Origin of the sequence: Mucilaginibacter agri, assembly GCF_009928685.1 — a bacterium.
GTDB classification, from domain to species: domain Bacteria; phylum Bacteroidota; class Bacteroidia; order Sphingobacteriales; family Sphingobacteriaceae; genus Mucilaginibacter; species Mucilaginibacter agri.
This window is the reverse complement of the sequence record NZ_WWEO01000045.1, coordinates 774,155-795,326: the sequence shown is the minus strand read 5'-3', so window position 1 is coordinate 795,326 and position 21,172 is coordinate 774,155. Positions and strand designations below refer to the sequence as shown.

13 protein-coding genes are annotated in these 21,172 nt (G+C 43.0%); 11 read left to right on the top strand and 2 right to left on the bottom strand.

The window, feature by feature from the left end; translation table 11 throughout:
* Positions 1–36: 36 nt before the first annotated feature.
* The 11 genes from GSY63_RS23475 (at position 37) to GSY63_RS23425 (ending at position 19,363) form a co-directional block, all read left to right on the top strand.
* Positions 37–981, top strand: coding sequence for a metal-dependent hydrolase (locus GSY63_RS23475; protein ID WP_166588279.1), 945 nt, complete (start codon positions 37–39; stop codon positions 979–981).
* Positions 978–2,423, top strand: a complete 1,446-nt coding sequence (gene cls / locus GSY63_RS23470; protein ID WP_166588278.1) for a cardiolipin synthase — start codon at positions 978–980, stop codon at positions 2,421–2,423. The genes GSY63_RS23475 and cls overlap by 4 nt, the downstream gene beginning before the upstream one ends.
* Before the next feature lie 119 nt (positions 2,424–2,542).
* Entirely contained in the window at positions 2,543–4,159 is a 1,617-nt protein-coding gene (locus GSY63_RS23465; protein WP_166588277.1) for a DUF6377 domain-containing protein, read from the top strand.
* A gap of 546 nt (positions 4,160–4,705) precedes the next feature.
* Positions 4,706–7,876 carry a SusC/RagA family TonB-linked outer membrane protein gene (locus tag GSY63_RS23460; protein WP_166588276.1) on the top strand — a complete coding sequence of 1,057 codons (3,171 nt, stop codon included), beginning with the start codon at positions 4,706–4,708 and terminating at the stop codon, positions 7,874–7,876.
* A gap of 21 nt (positions 7,877–7,897) precedes the next feature.
* Positions 7,898–9,394, top strand: coding sequence for a RagB/SusD family nutrient uptake outer membrane protein (locus GSY63_RS23455; RefSeq protein ID WP_208094644.1), 1,497 nt, complete (start codon positions 7,898–7,900; stop codon positions 9,392–9,394).
* A gap of 126 nt (positions 9,395–9,520) precedes the next feature.
* Positions 9,521–11,803 (top strand): GH92 family glycosyl hydrolase, encoded by a 2,283-nt coding sequence (locus GSY63_RS23450; protein ID WP_166588275.1) that lies wholly within the window; start codon positions 9,521–9,523, stop codon positions 11,801–11,803.
* A gap of 6 nt (positions 11,804–11,809) precedes the next feature.
* Entirely contained in the window at positions 11,810–12,892 is a 1,083-nt protein-coding gene (locus GSY63_RS23445) for a glycoside hydrolase family 76 protein (RefSeq protein WP_166588274.1), read from the top strand.
* A gap of 6 nt (positions 12,893–12,898) precedes the next feature.
* Complete coding sequence (locus tag GSY63_RS23440; RefSeq protein ID WP_166588273.1) at positions 12,899–14,329, top strand: Gfo/Idh/MocA family protein; 1,431 nt, start codon at positions 12,899–12,901, stop codon at positions 14,327–14,329.
* Between the two features lie 86 nt (positions 14,330–14,415).
* The gene (locus GSY63_RS23435; RefSeq protein WP_166588272.1) at positions 14,416–16,149 is read left to right on the top strand and encodes a GMC family oxidoreductase; all 1,734 of its coding nucleotides are present in this window, start codon (positions 14,416–14,418) and stop codon (positions 16,147–16,149) included.
* Positions 16,150–16,170: 21 nt separating this feature from the next.
* Complete coding sequence (locus GSY63_RS23430) at positions 16,171–16,803, top strand: gluconate 2-dehydrogenase subunit 3 family protein (RefSeq protein WP_166588271.1); 633 nt, start codon at positions 16,171–16,173, stop codon at positions 16,801–16,803.
* Positions 16,804–16,894: 91 nt separating this feature from the next.
* Positions 16,895–19,363, top strand: a complete 2,469-nt coding sequence (locus tag GSY63_RS23425; RefSeq protein ID WP_166588270.1) for a glutaminase family protein — start codon at positions 16,895–16,897, stop codon at positions 19,361–19,363.
* A 113-nt stretch (positions 19,364–19,476) separates the two neighbouring features.
* On the opposite strand, the gene GSY63_RS23420 is transcribed toward GSY63_RS23425, so the two are convergent.
* Complete coding sequence (locus GSY63_RS23420; protein WP_166588269.1) at positions 19,477–19,923, bottom strand: SRPBCC domain-containing protein; 447 nt, start codon at positions 19,921–19,923, stop codon at positions 19,477–19,479.
* A 247-nt stretch (positions 19,924–20,170) separates the two neighbouring features.
* Positions 20,171–21,163, bottom strand: coding sequence for a hypothetical protein (locus GSY63_RS23415; protein ID WP_166588268.1), 993 nt, complete (start codon positions 21,161–21,163; stop codon positions 20,171–20,173).
* Positions 21,164–21,172: the final 9 nt, after the last annotated feature.

The window sequence follows — 21,172 nt, the reverse complement described above, 5'->3', positions numbered from 1 at the left end:
CTGGCGGGGGCATCTGTTTTAAATCTAAAGTTATTAATGGATTCACTTACGCATATCACACTGGGCGCGTGCACAGGCGAATTGTTATTGGGTAAAAAACTAGGTAAAAAGGCAATGCTTTTTGGCGCTATCGCCGCAAATTTGCCCGATATGGATACAGCAGCCGGTTTATTTGTACAAGGCGACCGCGCATTGCTTATTCATCGTGGTATCACACATTCTTTCTTTTTTGCTATAGTGTTAGGGTTATTGCTGGGTTTTATTGCACACCGGTTTTATCCCAAAGTCAAGCTGAATACTTTGCTTTTATTTTTCTGTTTCCAGCTTTTACTGCATGATTTATTAGATACCTGCACCAACTACGGAACTGGCTTGCTAGAGCCTTTCAGTCACAGCCGTTTCTCTGTCGAGTTATTGTACGTGGCCGATCCATTATTTACTATTAGTATGCTGGTGGCCTCTGTCTACCTGCTTTTCGGTAAGGCTTATCGCGGGCGTTGGGCTGCAATCGCTATCTCTATTTCTGCATTTTATTTACTGATTGCCTGTATGGCTAAACTTTATGTAGACGAGAGAACCAAGGCCACGCTTTCTACCCCAGCGCCGTTCACCTCGTTATTATGGTATTGCATTATTAAAACCGACGATGGTTATTACGCCGGTTACCAATCAGTTTTTGATAAGCAGGCTGTTGATTACAGGTATCATTCCAGAAATGATTCATTACTGAAAAACCCCGAACCGGTGCTGAGAGAATTTGCTGATAATTATTATACAATAAGCAAAACGGGCGATAAAGTTTATTTTAACATTATGCGTTTTGGACAAATACAGGGCTGGCAAAACAATAATACAGCATTTGCATTAAGTTATCCGGTAGGCTCTACCGGCGATGAAAACATGATTATTCAGAAAGGCAGATTAATAGGATGGAATAAGCATACCATCTGGCAATATTTAGAAAGGATTTGCGGTAAATGAAATGGTACATTATAGAGGGTACTATCTATGCCATAATAACCATTGTTGTGTGCCTGCGCATACTTTATGATATCCGCTCTACCACTAAAACGCTTGCCTACCTGTTGCTTACTATTTTTTTGCCCATCGTGGGTATGATCATCTACTTTGCAGTGGGTAACAACTACCGTAAAAATAAGCTATACAGTAAGAAGATTGTGAGCGATAAAAAGCTCATGGACGAAATCAGGCGAAGAATTGCAAGCGAATCTAAAAAGACCTGGACGGCCAGCGAGGAAGAAATAAAAGAGTATAAGAACCTCGCCCACATGCTACTGAACGAGCAAAGCCCTTTAACCGGAAATAACGACGTAAAGTTGCTCCTCAATGGCGAAGAAAAGTTTCCCGAACTGCTGGAAGCACTGAAAGTAGCAAAAAAACATATCCACATTGAATATTATATTTTCGAAGACGGCAATATCGGCAACCAGATCAAAGATATTCTGATCCAGAAGGCAGGAGAGGGTGTAAACGTGCGGTTCATCTACGACGACTTTGGTAGCCGCTCCATCCGTAAGGAGTTTGTAAAGGAGCTGACAGATGCCGGGGTTGAGGCTTTGCCTTTTTATAAGATTTGGTTTATAGCCATGTCAAACCGTACCAACTACCGAAACCACCGCAAAATTGTGGTTATAGATGGCTGCGTTGGTTTTGTTGGTGGTATTAACGTTAGCGACCGATACGTCAACGACAAGAACACCGACAAGGTATACTGGCGCGATACCCATGTAATGATCACCGGCCCAGGGGTATATTACCTTCAGAACCTTTTTATTTGCGACTGGAACTTTTGTACAGGTAAGAAATTGCCCATTACTGAAGAGTTTTTTGCAGCAGGCGACAAGAAGCACGGGAAGGCCATTGTGCAGATAGCGGCCAGCGGGCCTGATTCGGATGTGCCTACTATTATGTTCTCGCTGTTGCAGGCCATTGGGGCGGCGAAGGAAGAATTGCTGATCACATCGCCATATTTTATTCCGGGGGATAGTATACTGGATGCCTTGTGTATATCGGCCATGAGCGGTGTTAAAGTTAAACTGTTGGTGCCCTGGAGGTCTGATTCGTACCTGGTGAATGCTGCCGCCTGTTCTTATTATAACGAGTTGTTAGAGGCTGGGGTAGAGGTTTATCGCTATAAAAAGGGCTTTGTACACGCCAAAACCTTAGTGGCCGACGGTTTACTGGCTGTGGTGGGTACAGCCAATATGGATCACCGGAGTTTTGAACTCAATTTCGAAGTTAACAGTATGATCTACGATAAGAAGATAGCTGCTGAATTAGGAAAAGCCTTTCATAACGACCTGAAAAATGCCGAGCAAATTAACGCAAAACGCTGGGCAGAACGAAGCGTAATTAAACAACTACCCGAGAAATTGTGCAGACTACTGTCGCCACTTTTATAAAAAAAAACGTGTTCTATCTTGCTGAATTTCTATAACTTACATAATCCATAGTGTTGGAGTTTTTTATAGTATCTATTAAAAATATACCTTAGCCACGTAAACCAACTACCAATTGAATTATGAAAGTATTGCTGTCGATATCATTGATATTGCTATTATCCTCATCTGCAATATGTAGTGTACCTGCCGACAGTCTTTTAACCGTATTGAAGTCTGAAATTAGCAGGAAAAAGCTTTATGATGAGGAAAAAGACCGCCGCATAGCTGCGCTTAAACAAACGTTGGCTAACGAGCCCCAAACCAATTATGCCGGTCGTTTTGCAATTTGCGAGAAATTATACGATGAGTATAAAGACTATGTGTTTGACTCAGCGCACGTATATACCCGTAAATTATTAGAGCTAAGCGAGCTGATGCACAACATGCCAAACGAGTATGAAAGCAGGATTAAGTTGAGCACCATCCAGCTTTCGTGGGGGATGTTTAAGGAGGCTTTTGATGGGATAGAGCAGCTTGATGTACGTAAAATGCCCGACAGCATTAAGTTTAAATATTACGAACTAAAGTCGCGGGCGTATACTAAACAGGCATTTTATAACACAGATGTTTTTTATTCGCCAGCCAATCGTGCCGAATCCATACGAGCGCTTGACTCGGCTATGCTGCTCGCCAAGCCCGGCTCATACGAAAAGTATAAATATCTGGCAGAACTGTTAACCATATCCGGCCAACGTGACAAAGCCGCGGCTTATTACCGAAAAATATTGGCTAATAGTGTACTTACAGACCATCAGCGTGCCATGATCGTACACGACCTGAGTTCGCTGGTAGGCGAACCCGAACGACGAAATCTAATCACGCTTGCGGCCATTTACGATGTCCGTTCGTCTACGAAGGAAACGCTGGCCATTTTTAATCTTGGTAAGGCTTTGTTTGAGGAAGGTGATATAGCCGATGCAGAGCTGTTATTGGTTGAAGCTCGTAACCAGGCTCAATTTTACGGTAACAGGTTGCATAAGATAGAGATTGTAGCAATACTTACCACTTTATCGGCCCAAAAACTAATCAATTCCGAAAACGCCAAAAACCGTACGTTAACCTATCTTATTATTATTCTGTGCCTTGCAATTATAACAACAGCGGGCTTTGCTTTTGTGGTTTATGATAGGTTAAAGAAAGTAATACAAAGAGAAAAGATAGTTCAGGAAAAAAACCAACACCTGGATAAAATCAACAAGAAGTTGTTGGAAGACTCGCATATCAAAGAAGAATATATCGGCTACTTTTTCGATGTAATTTCGGGTTATATCCTCAAACTGGAAAAGATTAAACGCAATACAGAGCGCAAGATCAAGGCAAAAAACTATGAAGAGTTGCTGCATATTTCCAATGAAATAGATATTAAGCAAGAACGGTACGCCCTATTCTACACCTTCGATAATATATTCCTGAAGCTATTCCCCAATTTCATAACCACATTTAACTCTCTGTTAAAACCAGAAGATCAAATATGGCCGAAGGATAACGAGGTTTTAAATACCAACCTGAGGATTTTTGCGCTGATGAGACTGGGCGTAAAAGACAATCAAACCATTGCTAATATCCTGGAGAGTGCGGTTAGCACAATCTACACCTATAAGATGCGGATTAAATCAAAAGCACTTGTTCAAGGCGACGATTTTGAGAACAAGATTATGGAGATCAAATTTGTTGATCTCGACTCACCCCAATCCTGACAAATTCCGTCAGTTTTTAATAATTAACTTGTCTTATCTACAGTTAATATTGCCCTAAAAAGTGATATTAACTGTAGATTGAATTTAGATTTTCGTTAAACTTAAATTCTATAATCTTTTGTATATCAATTATTTATATTGAAATAAATTTAGATTTTTTAGAGATTTCCCCAATCAATAGAGAAATTCTACTTCGCTATCGACAACTTTGTGAAGTGGCCGATTGGTGATTCATTTCCTACCTACATTCTGCAGTCGGAATAGCAACGTAAGTCAGGCCACGAGTAACCAATTACTGACTATTAACTTTTTTCAGGTCCTCCGTTTGAGTATTCAAATGTTCAAATAACCCTAGCGGTTGTGAAGCCATTTTATTGCCCGAACGGTACCTCCTGAGAAATACTATTTACCTATAGAAAACAATAATTATGCTCAAAAAAACAGTAACGCCACCACCTTGATGGCAACCCATGCCTGCAAGTTTAAATACTAAACTTAAACCGTATCCCAATCACCAATTAAACTCTCAATTAAACTTTAACCATTATGAGTGTAAAGCTACTAAACCAATTAAAGACAATTAAATGGCTGCCTATAGGGGTGTTGGCAGCCGTTTCGTTAACCGGCCCTTCGCTGAGTTACGGAACCCCGCGCAAGCATTTAAACCTGTTTGCTGCCTACGCGCAGACGCGCATAACAGGTAAGGTGCTGGATGAACAAGGCCAGCCACTACCAGGTGTTAGTGTAACAATTGTAGGTACACCCACCGGTACAGTGACTGATGCAAAGGGTATGTTTTCGTTAAACATATCGGATGCCGACGCGGGTAAAAACCTCGCGTTCTCATTTTTAGGATACACCAGACAGGAAATTGCCATTGCCGGTAAAACAGTTATTAATGTAAGCATGAAACCCGATGCGGGCAAAACGCTTAGTGACGTAGTTGTAATTGGTTATGGTACCCAAAAAAGGGTAGATGTAACCGGTTCGGTAGGTAGTGTAAGCAGCAAAGAACTGCAAGAGCGCCCTGCACAAAACTTAGAGCAAGAACTTGCGGGTAAAATTGCCGGTGTTAACGTATCTAGCAACTCCGGTGCTCCTGGGGCCGATACCAAAATCCGTATCCGTGGTTACAGCTCCATTAACGCTAACACCGACCCATTGTATGTGGTTGATGGTGTGCAATGGACAGAAGGCGGAGCCTCAATTAACCCTAATGATGTGGCATCGATCGACGTATTGAAAGATGCTTCTTCAACCGCTATCTACGGATCGCGCGGTACTAACGGGGTAATTTTAATAACTACCAAACGGGGTGCAAATAAAAAGGGCGGTTCGGTTACCTATGATGGCTACGGAAGCTTAGGTGTAATGGCTAAAGAATTGGGCGTTTTAAATGCCAAACAATTCCTGGCTGTTGAAGACCAGTCTTACGCCAATATTCAGAAGTATGACCCTGTTGGCTGGGCCGCAGGAAAGTATGCAGCAGATGATCCGAAGGTTATTCGTACCGCGTTGATCGGCAAATTATTCGATGCTAATTTGAATCCGCTTTACGACGTAGACTGGCAAAAAGCAACTACACGCAACGCGTACAGCCAGAACCATAACCTGTCTTTTACCGATGCAACTGATAAAATGAATTATGGTTTATTTTTAAACTATGCCAATAACGAAGGTATCATCATCAACAGCTATCAAAAACGCTATAACGGTCGTTTAACAGCAGATAACCAGATAAAGCCGTGGCTAAAAGTTGGTGCTACGTTAAACTACGATTATCGTGAAACCCGTAACCAGGGCGGCGGTACAGGTGGTAACAACATTCCGCGTATGTTAATCGAAATGCCATCTATTATCCCGATCAAATATCCTGATGGTACTTATGGCAAGCGAACAGACTATCCGAATATGGAGGGTGGAGATAACCCGGTTGCGCAAGCCAATGAAATAAGGGATATGGTTTATAATCGCGTTTTCAGTGGTAATGCTTACGCTAATATCACCTTTATGCCGGGTCTCGACTTCCGCACAACCATTGGTGTTACCAACTCAAGCAATACCCAACCGCATTCGCAAACTGGGCTTGTAGGTGGTTCTACCATTAACCAGTCATACAGTTCGGCGTCAATTAACCAATACAACAATACGTTTTGGGACTGGAACAACTACTTAACCTACAGCAAAACCTTTAACAAGGTACATGCAGTAACCGTGGTTGCCGGTACTGAGACTATCAACTTCTCGCAGTTGAGCTCTTACGGTTCTACTCAAAATTTATCGGATAATTATTACTCTTATTACAATTTGGGGGCCGGTTCTATACCCGGTATACCTACCTCAAATTACGATGCATGGCAAACGCAGTCTTTCTTTGCAAGGGCAACTTACGGTTATGCAGATAAGTATTTGTTAACCGTTACAGGTCGCGAAGATGGTTCATCACGTTTTGGTACTAACAACAAATATGGTTTCTTCCCATCTGCAGCGGTGGCATGGCGTGCTTCACAAGAAGATTTTCTGAAAGACAATAAAACTATTTCAGATCTGAAATTCAAGTTCAGCTACGGTGTAACAGGTAACTCTGAGATTGGCGAGTACAGATCACAAGCTAACATCAATACCAACAACTATGTATTTGGCGGCGCACCTGCTATTGGTACAACACAAACCAGTATTGGTAACGAAGGCCTGGCTTGGGAAAAAACCAATGAGTACAACCTTGGTATGTCTTTTGGTTTGTTTAACAATCGTTTAACCTTCGACGGCGACGTTTACTTAAAGAAAACCAAAGCCCTGTTGCTTAACGCCCCTCTGCCCGAGACAAGTGGCTTTACCACGGTTTACAAAAACATTGGAAGTTTACAGAACAAGGGTGTCGAGCTTACTATCAACTCAGTTAACTTTCAATCTAAAGACTTCTCTTGGACAAGTAACTTAAATGTGTCGTTCTTGAAGAACAAAGTGCTAAAGTTGGGCGATGCTAATGATGATATATTCCTGAGCCCATCGTTCCTGTCAAACTTCTTGCTGGTACGCGCTGGCGACCCGGCGGGTGAGTATTTAGGTTATAAAGTGTTAGGCACCTGGGGTACTGCAGAAGCTGCTCAGGCCGCGAAATACGGATTGTTACCTGGTGATTTAAAGATCTGGGATAAAAACGGTGATGGTAAAATTACCGCTGATGATAAAACCATCTTAGGTAAATCTACTCCGGATGGTTACGGATCTTTTGTCAACAACTTCAAATACAAAAACTTCGATCTTGGTATTGATTTGCAATTTGACTGGGGTAACCAGATTATGAACTTAACCCGTCACTCTGGTCAGGACAGAACCGGTCAGGCTAATAGCTATTCTACCGTGTTAAATGCCTGGACACCAACTAACCAAAACACCAGTATTGCTGAAGACAGACCTGCATATGTAAGATATCAAACAGAGATTTACTCAACCAAAGTAGAAAGCGGTTCTTTCTTACGCGGTAGAGCGATAACACTTGGTTACAACTTCGGAGGCAACGTAGTTTCCAAAATGAAAATGAGCCGCCTGAGAATTTATGCACAAGTTCAAAACGCGTTTATTATCACCAACTACACTGGTTATGATCCGGAAACTTCCACCTATAACGGCAATAGTAACTTCACTCAGGGTATCCAATTTTACGATTACCCTAAACCAAGAACCTATCTGCTAGGCATAAACGCAAGTTTTTAATCAAATACTAATTATACCGACATGAAACTTAACATAAAAAAATATAAGATTGCATACCTGTTATTAAGCCTGGTGCTTATTAACAGTGGTTGTAAGAAATATCTGGACGAGAAGAATAACAGCAACTTCGTAAAAAGCAATTATTTTACATCGGCATCGCAGGCGCAAACCTTTGTTAACGGCATTTATAACAAACTTTATTTGTTCCAAAATGGCGACGCTTATGGAGAAAGCCCATTTATTACTATCGAACTGTTTGCCGGTCATGCTACCTCGCTCGGCCAAAGTGTAAACAACGGAAACGTAATTAACCAGCGTACCGACCCTGTTAATCCGGGCTTCGAATCTGTTTGGCAAAATTGCTACAGCGCTATCGCAAACGCAAACCTTGCCCTGCAAGAAATACCGAATGTTGCTATGGATGGCGCGCAGAAGAAAAGGCTTTTAGGCGAAGCACAATTTTTAAGGGCGTTTTTCTATTACCACTTAGTGCGATTATATGGTGATGTGCCTTTGATTACCGCCCCGGTAACTGTAGATAGCCCTGATTTGTTCCCTACACGTACTCCGGTAGCGCAGGTTTATCCGGTTATTATCAGTGATTTGGTGTCTGCTGAAGCTTCTGGTTTACCAGAAACAGATCAAACGGGGCATGCTTCTTTAGGTGCCGTTCGCACACTATTGGCCAGTGTTTACCTTACTACCGCTGGTTTCCCTTTAAACATCACAGCTAACTATGCGTTGGCTGCAGCAGAGGCGCAAAAAGTATTGTCGAGCTATACATTGTTTACCGATTATGCTTATCTGCATGATAATGCCCACAAAAACCAGGGCGAGTTAATATTTCAAAGTAATTACCTTGTAGGTGTATCTACTAATGCTATCACGCAGTTAACCGTACCTTTTAACCTACCTGTAGGTGCCTACGGCGATCACCTTGGCGCTATGGTTCCTACCAATCAGTTTTTCAATAGTTACGAAGCGGGAGATTTGCGTGCACAAGAGCGTCAGTTCTATTTCTCGAGCTACCCGCAATATGGCGATCCAACAAAAACTGTGGTGTTTGGCAGCCATAATCTCTACAAATATTTTCAAGTGGAAAGCGCCTTGGGTAATGGTATCTGTGATGAAAACTGGACTTTCTTGCGCTTGCCGGAAGCCATGCTAATCTATGCAGAAGCTACTAACGAAGTAAGCGGCCCAACTGCTGATGCCTACGCGCAGATTAACAAGATCAGAACACGTGCACAGCTAGCACCACTTAGCGGTTTAAGTCAGGATCAGTTCCGCCAGGCCATTTGGAAAGAGCGTTATCACGAACTGGCTTATGAAAACAAAGCTTATTTCGATATCCAAAGAACTCACATGATTTATGATGTGACCAATAATAAGTTTAGCGATGCTTTCAGTACCGCCAATGAGCAGGGGGTAACCATGAAACAGCAATACTTATTATGGCCTGTGCCACAACGGGAGATCAATAACAACAAAAAACTCACCCAAAACACAGGTTGGTAATCTATCTGTAAACGTAATAAAGGCTGGTTCGAGATCCAGCCTTTATTATAAATTTTATCTGCTCTAAAAGCATCTCATTTATACCTGTCTATGCTCAGGTACACAACTGTCCAAACAACACTTCTTATGAAGAAACTTTTCCTTTTTACATTGCTGATCCTTGCGGGTAAAACCTACGCTCAACAAGTAAACTCGGTAACCGATCCGGTGGAGTGGGTTAACCCTTTAATGGGTACCGACTCTAAATACGAGCTATCAAACGGTAATACTTACCCTGCAGTAGCCGTGCCATGGGGCATGAACTTTTGGGTGCCACAAACCGGTAAAATGGGAGATGGGTGGCTGTACACTTATGATGCCCACAAGATCCGTGGTTTTAAACAAACCCACCAACCATCGCCCTGGATGAACGATTATGGTCAGTTTGCGATTATGCCCGTTACCAAACACCTCAAGGTGACTGACGACGGCCGAGCAAGCTGGTTTGGTCACAAAGCCGAAATTGCCAAGCCCTACTACTACAGCGTTTACCTGGCCGAGCACGATGTAATTACGGAGATGACTGCTACAGAGCGTTCCGCACAGTTCAGGTTTACTTTTCCGCAAACCGATAGTTCGTTTGTGGTGATTGATGCTTTGGACAAAGGATCGTATATTAAAATATTACCCGGACAAAAAAAGATTGTAGGGTACTCTACCAAACATGCCCAGGGAGGCATAAAAAATTTTAAGAACTACTTTGTAATATACGTTGATAAGCCGTTTACGCTGTCGCGTGTTTATAATGATTCGACATTAACCGATTCAACCGAGTTGCATGCAAACCGTGCAATAGCTGCAATTGGATTTAAAACTATTAAGGGGGAGAAAGTTCACCTTCGGGTGGCTTCTTCCTTTATTAGCCTGGAGCAAGCCGAACTCAATCTTAAAAATGAGCAGGGCAATGACAGCTTCGACGCTACTGAACAAAAGGCTAAAGCCCTGTGGAATAAGAATCTAAGCCGCATTGATGTATCAGGCGGGTCGGTAGATCAGGTACGTACATTTTATTCGTGCCTGTACCGCATGTTGTTCTTCCCTAATAAATTATATGAAACTAACGCGCAGGGCAAAATAGTGCACTGGAGTCCGTATACAGGTAATACGGAGCCCGGTTACATGTTTGCCGGTACCGGCTTTTGGGATACTTTCCGCGCTCTGTACCCATTCCTCAACCTCGTTTATCCTTCAATAGATAAAGAAATGCAGGAGGGATTAATTAACGATTACAAAGAAGGTGGTTGGCTTCCAGAATGGAGTAGCCCGGGGTATTCTGCCGTAATGATAGGTAACAACTCGGCCTCTGTGGTTGCCGATGCTTACTTGAAAGGCATCAGGGGATATGACGTTGGTACACTTTACCAAGCCCTACTACATGGTGCCAATAATGAAGGTCCTAATGCAACAGGCCGAACCGGATTCGAATACTATAACAGTATAGGCTACATTCCGGTTGATGTTAAAATCGGCGAAAGCGCAGCCCGTACTTTGGAGTACGCTTATGACGACTTTTCTATTTACCGTTTGGGTAAAGCCTTAAACAGACCTGCCTCCGAAACTGATATCTACAAAAAACGGAGCCAGAACTATAAGAACATTTTCGACGCCTCGACCGGGTTTATGCGCGGCCGAAATAAGGATGGTAGTTTTCAAACACCGTTTAGTCCTTACAAATGGGGTGGGGCTTTTATTGAAGGTAACAGCTGGCACTATACATGGTCAGTATTTCACGATATACAGGGGCTTATTAACCTGATGGGCGGCAATAAACCGTTCGTTGCCAAGCTCGATTCGGTGTTTACCGCTCCTCCGGTATTCGGCGATAAAGAATACAATGGCGGCGTAATTCACGAAATGCGCGAAATGCAGGTGGCTAATATGGGGCAATATGCGCATGGCAACCAACCTATCCAACACATGCTATATCTCTACAATTATGCCGGTGAACCGTGGAAGAGCCAGTATTGGGTACGCTATTCGATGAAAAAGCTGTATCAGCCAACACCCGATGGCTATTGCGGCGACGAGGATAATGGCCAAACATCTGCTTGGTATGTGTTTTCGGCAATGGGTTTCTACCCGGTTTGCCCAACAAGCGGTCAGTATGTGCTGGGCACACCGTTGTTTAAAAACATGACACTGAACCTCGAGAACGGAAAGAAGGTGGTATTAAACGCCCCGAACAATAGCGATAATAACAAGTATATCCAAAGTATTACTGTTAATGGTAAACCATATAATAACAACTGGTTCGATCATTCAACTTTGCTTCAGGGCGGTGTCATTAACTTTAGTATGTCGGCGCAACCTAACAAACAGAGAGGGATACAGCAGGTAAACTTCCCTTACTCATTAACAAACGAAAAGTAAGGTAGGATGAAAAAGCGACTGCTGAGTATAATACTAGTCTTATTGACGTTTTCGGATTTGAAGGCACAATTGCCCGACTATCAGGCCCGTATTGAGCTGATTAAAAAAGCCATCGATGTTAAAATACGCGACGATAAAACGGGTCTTTATTTCGAAACTACGGATAGCATTAAGAGAGAAAATCTGCACTCGTGGTTATGGCCTTTATGTGCTTACATGCAGGCGGCTAATGAAATGGAAGAATTAGCACCTAAGGCGCAATTTATGCTGCCGATTGAACAGGCAATAGACCAGTACTATAGTGATAAACCACCAGTGCCTGCCTATCAGGATTATGTTACGAAGGAGCGGCTAAGCAGCCGTTTTTATGATGATAACCAATGGATCGCGATAGCTTATCTGGATGCTTACAGACGTAATCATAAAAAGAAATATCTCGATGTTTCTGAAATGATCTGCAAGTTTATGCTTAGCGGTCGTGACACCGTAACCGGTGGTGGTATGTATTGGAAAGAAGGAGATTTATCTACCAAAAACACCTGCTCAAATGGGCCAGGTGTTTTAGTGCTTCTTCAATTATATCAACTTACTAACGATAGCCACTATCTAACATCGGCGTTCGATATTTATCATTGGACTAACAAACGCCTGCAAGCACCTGATGGCCTTTATTATGATAACATCAATACTAAAACTCTGAAAATTGCTGAGGCCAAATACACCTATAACACCGGCACTATGCTGCAGGCAAACGTGATTTTGTATAAAATGACGAGGGAGAAAAAATATCTGGCGGAAGCACAACGAATTGCCGCTGCCGGACGCAAATATTTTTTCAAAGACGGGCGTTTGCCTAACGGCGAGTATTGGTTTAACGCGGTAATGCTTCGCGGCTATGAAGAACTTTACAAGGTGGATAAAAACAAAGCCTGGATAGACTTTTACCAGCAGGATGCAGATGCCATTTGGGCTACCGAAAGAGACGAAAATAATATGCTGGGCTCAAAGCCCGCTATGCGCCTGATAGACCAGGCGGCTATGATAGAGATTTACGCACGATTACAACAACTGAAAAACATAACTAACTAAGATCCTATGGAAACTAATGAAGAAAAAACTTTACCAAATGCTTCAAGGCGCGATTTTATAAAAAAGGGAGCACTGGCAGCAGCCGGTATCATGATTGTACCACGCTATGTACTGGGTGGTAAAGGGTATACTGCCCCAAGCGATCGCCTGGTAATTGCCGGTGTGGGCGCGGGAGGTAAAGGCCAAAGCGATATTGCTAACTTCTATAAAAGTGGTAAAGCTGAGATTGGCTTTTTGTGCGATGTTGATGACCGCCGTGCGGCTAATTCGCGCAAAGCATTCCCTAAGGCTAAATATTATAAAGACTGGCGCGAGATGTATGATAAGGAGCATAAAAACTTCGATGCCGTATCTATCTCAACGCCCGATCATAACCACGCCATTATCACTTATCGTGCAATGCAATTGGGTAAGCACGTTTACGTGCAAAAACCAATGACGCACGACATCTGGGAAGCACGTTTGTTAACCGAAGCTGCCAAAAAATATAAAGTAGTAACCCAAATGGGTAATCAGGGATCATCTAACGATGGTACCCGCATGCTATCTGAATGGTACGATGCCGATTTGATAGGTGATGTACACACGGTTTACTGCTGGACTAACCGCCCAGTATGGCCGCAAGGTATTAAATGGCCTGCCCCAGATCCTAACATCCCGAAAGAATTAGATTGGGATCTTTGGTTGGGTACAGCACCTAAAAAAGACTATGTAGACAAATTAGTGCCCTTTAACTGGCGTGGCTGGTGGGATTACGGTACCGGTGCATTAGGCGATATGGGGTGCCATCTGGTTGAGGCGCCTTTCCGCGTACTCGATATAAGATATGCTAAGGATGTGCAAGCCAGCGTTGGTAGCGTTTATGTAGACGAATTTAAAGAAGGACACTTCCCCGAGAGCTGTCCGCCATCGAGCCACATTACCTTAACTTTCCCAAAAACTGCGAAAACAAAAGGTGATGTTACGCTGCATTGGATGGACGGTGGGATACAACCTGAAAGACCGGAAGAGCTATTGCCAAACGAAAGTTTTGGCGGTGAAGAGGGTAACGGAACGTTATTCATAGGTACCAAAGGCAAAATGTACGCTAGTACCTATTCTGATGCACCAACATTGTTGCCAAAAGAACGAACTAAAACCGCAAGTGCCCCTCAAAAATGGGCCCGTGTACCTGGAGGCGCCGAAGGCCATTATGCGCAATGGGTTGAGGGTTGCCTGGCAGGGTATGGTAAAACAGAATTAAGTTCGTCTTTTGATAAAGCGGGCCCGCTTACCGAGGCCTTGTTGATGGCAAATTTGGCTGTTCGCGGTCACGAATTGCAAGGAGGCAAGATTAAATTAACCTGGGATAATAATTTAATGAAAGTTACCAATTTTGACGCTGTTAACCAGTATATTAAACGCGAATATCGTCCGGGATTTGAACTTAAGGCTTAGTTGGGCAAAGGGGGGATAAAAACCTGCTATAAATTTATTTAAGACACTTTTTTTATATTTAGACGTAGCCGTTTATTTTATTTGATATGAGCGATTTGCAGATTAAAAAATCATCCACTACGTGGGATGTAGTAATTGTTGGGTCGGGCGCCGGGGGCGGCATGGCCGGTTATGTTTTAGCCAACGCAGGCATCAAGGTTTTGATGCTGGAGGCCGGCGCATACTTCGACCCGCGAAAGGATTCGCAACAGTTAAAGTTTTCGTATGAATCTCCACGTCGTGGTGCAGGAACAACGCGCCCTTTCGGCGATTTTGACGCCGCTTATGGTGGCTGGCAACTGGAGGGAGAGCCCTACACAACAAAAGATGGAACCGATTTTCAATGGTTCCGCTCGCGGATGCTGGGTGGTAAAACCAACCACTGGGGCCGTATCTCATTACGTATGGGACCAAAAGATTTTAAAGCGAAAGATGGCCTTACCGACGATTGGCCAATCACCTATGATGAGGTAAAGCCATACTACGATAAGGTTGACCGCCTTATTGGTATCTATGGTACCAAGGAAGGTTTGGAAAACGATCCGGACGGTATCTTTATGGCCCCGCCAAAACCAAGACTCAACGAACTTTTCATCAAAAAAGGTGCGCAAAAAGCAGGCGTAACCGTTATTGCCGGTCGCGGCGCTGTATTGACCGAAGCGCTGCCCGGCAATAAAGACCGTGCACCATGTTTCTATTGCGGACAGTGCGGCCGTAGCTGTAAAATTTATGGTGATTTCTCAGCATCGTCTTGCCTGGTTATTCCGGCTGTTAAAACCGGTAATCTCAAGGTAATTACCAACGCCATGGTGCGCGAAGTACTAACCGATGCAGAGGGTAAGGCAACCGGCGTATCATACATCAACAAAGAAGATATGCAGGAGTACCAGGTAAATGCCAAAACGGTAATTCTTGGTGCCAGTGCGGCAGAGTCGGCAAGGATCTTGCTTAACTCTATATCTCCAGCGCATCCGGGTGGTTTGGCTAATAGCAGTGGTGTTGTGGGCAGGTATATACATGATTCTACCGGATCAAGCGCCGGCGGTTTCTTGCCTCAATTGCTGGATCGTAAGCGTTATAATGAAGACGGTGCAGGCAGCGTACACATCTACTCGCCGTGGTGGTTAGATAATAAGAAACTGGACTTCCCCCGCGGTTACCATATCGAATATGGCGGTGGTTTACACATGCCTTCTTATGGTTTCGGCTCTGGCATGCACCGCATGAATGGTTTGGTACCCGGCCGTGATGGTAAAATGAAAGAAGCAGGCGGTTATGGTGCAGGTTTGAAAGATGATTATCGCAGATTTTACGGTACACAGTTTGGCATGGCCGGACGTGGTACCGCTATTGCCCGCTACGATAACTATTGCGAGATAGACCCTAACGTGGTTGATAAATTTGGTATCCCGGTATTGCGTTTCCACTACAAATGGGCTCCTGAAGAAATTAAGCAGGCCAAGCACATGCAAGAAACCTTCCAGGAGATTATGCACAATATGGGCGCGATTTATGCCGGTCCCGAAGGGCCTGAAACTAACTACGGCCTCGAAGCGCCAGGTAAGATCATTCACGAAGTAGGAACAGTGCGTATGGGTGATGATCCTAAAAAGTCAGCCTTAAACAAATGGTGCCAGGCACACGATTGTAAAAACCTCTTTGTAGTTGATGCTGCTCCGTTTGTACAGCAAGGTGATAAAAACGCCACTTGGACAATCCTAGCCCTATCAATGCGCACTGCCGAATACATTTTACAGGAAAGAAAAAAATTAAACGTTTAACAAGCCCCAATACAACAAATTATGAACAGACGTGACTCCCTCAAAGCATTAGGCTTAACCACGCTATCGGCAGGTGTTTTACTGGAAGCCTGTAAAACAGATACTAAAAAGGCCGATGAGACAGCTGGGGCAACCGAACCCGCTGCTGACGAACCTGGCCGGCAGGCGTTTGAAATAGAACGCGATAAAAAGCTAAACGCCGATAAGTTTTTTACTGAAGCAGAAATGCTAACCATAACGGTGCTCGGCGATATTATTATCCCTAAAGACGCGAAATCGGGCAGTGCCTCTGATGCTAAAGTGCCGGAGTTTATTGAGTTTATCGTTAAAGATATGCCCGAGCACCAAGTACCAATGCGCGGCGGTTTACGCTGGCTGGATATGCAATCATTAAACCGCTTTGGTAAGGTATTTACCGACAGCAGTAAGGACCAGCAGATACAACTGATTGATATGATTGCCTATCCAAATAAAGCTAAACCTGGTATGGCGCAGGGCGTGGCTTTCTTCAACAGAATGCGCGACTTAACTGCCTCTGGATTCTTTACCAGTAAAATAGGCTTTCATGATCTTGAATATGCCGGTAACGCCCCTAATCAATGGAAAGGCGTACCACCGGAAATTCTACGCCAGTACGGCATGGAGAACGTATAAAATACTGAGTGCCGGGATTTAAAACCGGCGCTCAGTTCTATTTATATCCTATTATTTATTTGATGCTTAATCACTAAGCAAAGCATTTCCTATGAACAAATTATTCAAAAGTATATATCTCTTATCTTTTGCGGCGCTTACTTCGCCGGGCATTGCCCAGGTATCAAAGGCGCCTGCATACCCGCTTATTACGCATAATACCTACCTCAGCGTTTGGTCTTTTACAGATGAATTAAACGCTTCTGCTACAAAGCATTGGACAGGAAAAGATCAATCATTATTAGGTGTAATTGATGTGGATGGCAAGCTTTACCGCTTTATGGGTAAAGAGGCAGCTAGTTACAGAACGATTTTGCCCGCCGCTGATGAAACGCCGTACACCTGTAAGTATGTTGAAACCGCGCCTCAGCAAAACTGGGCCAATGCGGATTTTAACGATGCTGAATGGAAAACCGGTAAAGGACCGATTAGTGATGATAAAGCTGTTGCTAAAACCATGTGGACTAGCAAAGACATTTGGGTTCGCCGGTCGTTTAACTATAAGAAATCGGCTATTAACAAGCTATATCTTAAACTACACCACGACGACGATGCAGAGATTTTTCTTAACGGCGAAAAGATATACACCAGGAGCGGTGCAAACGGCGACCTGGAATATTACGTACTACCTGACGACGTAGCGGGTAAGTTAAAAGATGGAGAAAACGTATTAGCCATGCACTGTACTAACACTGGCGGAGGTGCCTGGATAGATGCAGGCTTAGTCGATGAACTAAAGCCCGAAATTAATGCCGATTTACTCTTGGCAAAACAAACAAGTGTAACGCTAAAAGCAACACAAACCGTTTATGGTTTTAGGTGCGGCGCTGCCGATTTACAGGTTACGTTTACCTCGCCACTGCTACTTAACGACTTAAATTTACTATCGAGGCCGGTATCTTATATTACTTATAAGGTTAAAGCAAACGATGGTAAACAGCATAAGGTTAAGGTGTATTTCAGCGCCTCTACAGATCTGGCACGCAATACACCAGTGCAGGATATGACCACGCAACAGTACAGCAGCAACAATTTGTCTATTCTAAAAGCGGGTACGGTAGAGCAGCCTGTTCTTCAAAAAACCGGCGACAATGTGCGCATCGATTGGGGGTACGTATACGTTGCTGTACCAAATTCAACAGGTGCCAAACAGTACGTAAGCACAGGTAAAGAAGCAATTAAATCTTTTTTTAACGGTGAGGCTAAGACGACTGAAAAACAAGGAAAATCTTTGGTGCTTAACACCATGATTCCATTCGGTTCAGTAGGAACCACTGCTGTAGAGAAATATGTCGAGATAGGTTATGACGATATTAACCCAGTTCAGTATTTCCATACTAACTTAAAACCATGGTGGCAAAACGCGCAAACCAAAACGTTCGATCAGGTATTGGCAGCAGCGGCAACGGGCTACGCTTCGGTGTTACAGAAATGCCAATCATTTAACACACAGATGTACAGCAACGCAGTTAAAGCAGGTGGCGATAAATACGCAAAGCTTTGCGTATTGGGTTATCGTCAAAGTATTGCAGCCCATACGTTAGTTAAAAGTCCGAAAGGGGAGATCCTGTTCCTGTCGAAAGAAAACTTTAGCGGCGGCTTTATTAACACAGTCGATGTTACTTATCCTTCGGCGCCACTTTATCTTACCTACAATCCCAAGCTGATGGAAGGCATGCTAAATGGCATCTTCTACTTCAGCGAAAGTGGTAAGTTTGCTCATCCCTTTGCAGCGCACGATTTGGGTGCTTATCCACTTGCCAACGGACAAACCTATGGCGAGGGTATGCCGGTAGAAGAATCGGGCAATATGCTTATCCTCACCGCCGCAATAGCCAGAGCCGAGGGTAACGCCTTATTTGCTAAGAAGCACTGGAAAACTTTAACTGAATGGACCAATTACCTTGCTAAAGAAGGCCTGGATCCAGCCAACCAATTATGTACAGATGATTTTGCAGGGCATTTGGCTCGCAATGCCAACTTATCTGCCAAGGCAATAGTTGGTATCGGCTGTTACGCTTATATGGCCGACATGTTAGGGGATAAGGCTACCGCAGCCAAGTACAAAGCTATGGCCAAAGACATGGTGACTAAGTGGATGCAAATGGCCGATGCCGGTGATCACTATTCTTTAGTGTTTGATAAGAAGGACACCTGGAGCCAGAAGTACAACATCATTTGGGATAAAATGCTGGGCTTAAAATTATTTCCACAGTCGGTTTACAATACCGAGGTAAAGTATTATCTCACTAAACAAAATGAGTTTGGTTTACCTTTGGATAGTCGTAAAACTTACACCAAAAGTGATTGGATTGTATGGACTGCAGGACTTGCTAACAACCGCACAGACTTTGAGGCATTAGTTGCCCCGGTTTACAAATATTCCCAGGAAACACCTACCCGGGTACCGCTTAGCGATTGGCACGAAACCACCAACGGTAAGCAGGTGGGCTTCCAGGCGAGGAGCGTAGTTGGTGGGTATTTTATGAAAGTGCTGGAGCAGAAATGGCTTGGCAAATAGTATAAAGTTATGCCCAATAGCATGTAATTTTATATAAACTTATTATTTAGTAAAAAGACTTTAAATTCTTGATTTAAAGTCTTTTTACTTTTTATATATTTTGTAACAAAATATTATTTGGTGTCGATGTGCGACTCCGCGTACCGCTTAAATACATTTAAAACGGCCTGGCAATAGCCTTGTTGTTCCTCAGCTGGTAGGTTGTCCTCCGGTTCAAATGTTTCGGTTATTCTAACCGGATTATCGCCCGAAAATGTTATTATGGATTTGCGATTGTCGTTGAGCGTATAGCTAATCAAACAGTTAGTTTTTACCTCATCATAAACACCTTTAAAGTCGAATTTGAACGACCCATCCTTCAACCCCATAACATACAGAAACTTACCGCCAGGTCGCAAGTCATTCTCTGCGTAGGGCGTATGCCAATCTTCCGACATTTTATTCCATTGCATAATGTCGGCAGGCGTATTCCATAACTTCCAAACTTTTTCAATGGGGGTGTTTACTTCAACAGTGGCAGTTAGGCTGGATTTACCTGTTGTATTTGGGTTGGTACTCATAATCGATATCTTTTAATAAAACTAGTTGTTCACCTTTGCATAACAGAGGTATAAACAAGCCATTATTAAGGGTTATTTATGACAATACAGAACGATCGAATTTGAAACAATTAAACCAGAATTATCTCAGTTTAATTACTTTCTTGACTATGGAGTATCCATAAGCGCGTGTTGGCGAAAGGATACAAACATAACAGCCTTTTAAAGTATTACTTTAAAAGACTGTTATAAAATATTGATTATTATATTATCTGAGCTTGTCGATTATATCAAAGCTGTATGAGTTGCTTTCAGCGCTGGGTTTTTTATCGTACACATAGTAAATAAGATAATCTTTATCCTTATCAATACCCGGGATAACCTTTCCTATTATTTTCTTGACGTTTTCATTCTCTTTTTTAATGGCTACGGTATCTTTAATACTGATGGAAGAGAGGTAGTAGATTGCCGGAAAGGTACCTTGAGGTATTGCCTGATTTAAAATTCGTAGTATTTTAGGTTTGGTCGGGATCTCGGTAAGCACAAAAGGGAACTTATATTTTTCATTGGCTTCGTTAATCATTTTGCCGTATAAGATTCCCATCTCCCGATTTTGAGGAGAAGGCAGTTCTTCGCTTGGTCTATCACAGTTGCGGCCTAATGCCATGTTGTTTATAGCATCCACCAAATAGCCTTTGGCGTATTGGTCTTGTGCCAGTTTATAGAGTTGAGCAGAGGTTTTGCCATTAGCTATGTAAGGCTCGAATTCCAGTTTATCTATCTTCCAACCGTAGTCAAATTTACCATACACCACAGTAAGTAGTTTTTTATCGCTTCCATTTTTAGGTAGAAAAAATGCGATATACATTTCTTTAGCAATCGGCGTGTAGGCTATGCCCGCGCTGTCTGCATTTTGTTGTATAAAATTGCCATGCTTTAATTTGCTAACCACATAGTATTCTTTATCTAAAGCAAAATCGCTTAGTTTCATTTGATTGGTTATAAGCTCTACAACTCGTTTGTGGTAGTTATTCTCAAGCAGGTCTTTGGAGAGCAGAAAATCGGTTTGGTCGGGTGTGTTATCTTTTAAGCTTTTTAATAGCTTATCATTTAACTCGTGGAAGTCTTTCCTCTTGCTTTCGGCTATTTTATCGTCTTTCCATATGCCCGGTTTCTCTTGCATCAGGTCGCAGCTTTGAAGTACCGCTACTAAGGCAAATAGGGCTATTGATTTGCTTAAATAATGTGTTAATAGTTTCATATAATAATT

Bases quoted from the DNA above. Each gene is read 5' to 3' on its own strand.
- GSY63_RS23430 (WP_166588271.1), top strand. From the start codon at position 16,171: ATGAACAGACGTGACTCCCTCAAAGCATTAGGCTTAACCACGCTATCG.
- GSY63_RS23435 (WP_166588272.1), top strand. From the start codon at position 14,416: ATGAGCGATTTGCAGATTAAAAAATCATCCACTACGTGGGATGTAGTA.
- GSY63_RS23475 (WP_166588279.1), top strand. From the start codon at position 37: ATGGATTCACTTACGCATATCACACTGGGCGCGTGCACAGGCGAATTG.
- GSY63_RS23465 (WP_166588277.1), top strand. From the start codon at position 2,543: ATGAAAGTATTGCTGTCGATATCATTGATATTGCTATTATCCTCATCT.
- GSY63_RS23425 (WP_166588270.1), top strand. From the start codon at position 16,895: ATGAACAAATTATTCAAAAGTATATATCTCTTATCTTTTGCGGCGCTT.
- GSY63_RS23415 (WP_166588268.1), bottom strand. From the start codon at position 21,163: ATGAAACTATTAACACATTATTTAAGCAAATCAATAGCCCTATTTGCC.
- cls (WP_166588278.1), top strand. From the start codon at position 978: ATGAAATGGTACATTATAGAGGGTACTATCTATGCCATAATAACCATT.
- GSY63_RS23450 (WP_166588275.1), top strand. From the start codon at position 9,521: ATGAAGAAACTTTTCCTTTTTACATTGCTGATCCTTGCGGGTAAAACC.
- GSY63_RS23420 (WP_166588269.1), bottom strand. From the start codon at position 19,923: ATGAGTACCAACCCAAATACAACAGGTAAATCCAGCCTAACTGCCACT.
- GSY63_RS23445 (WP_166588274.1), top strand. From the start codon at position 11,810: ATGAAAAAGCGACTGCTGAGTATAATACTAGTCTTATTGACGTTTTCG.
- GSY63_RS23440 (WP_166588273.1), top strand. From the start codon at position 12,899: ATGGAAACTAATGAAGAAAAAACTTTACCAAATGCTTCAAGGCGCGAT.
- GSY63_RS23455 (WP_208094644.1), top strand. From the start codon at position 7,898: ATGAAACTTAACATAAAAAAATATAAGATTGCATACCTGTTATTAAGC.
- GSY63_RS23460 (WP_166588276.1), top strand. From the start codon at position 4,706: ATGAGTGTAAAGCTACTAAACCAATTAAAGACAATTAAATGGCTGCCT.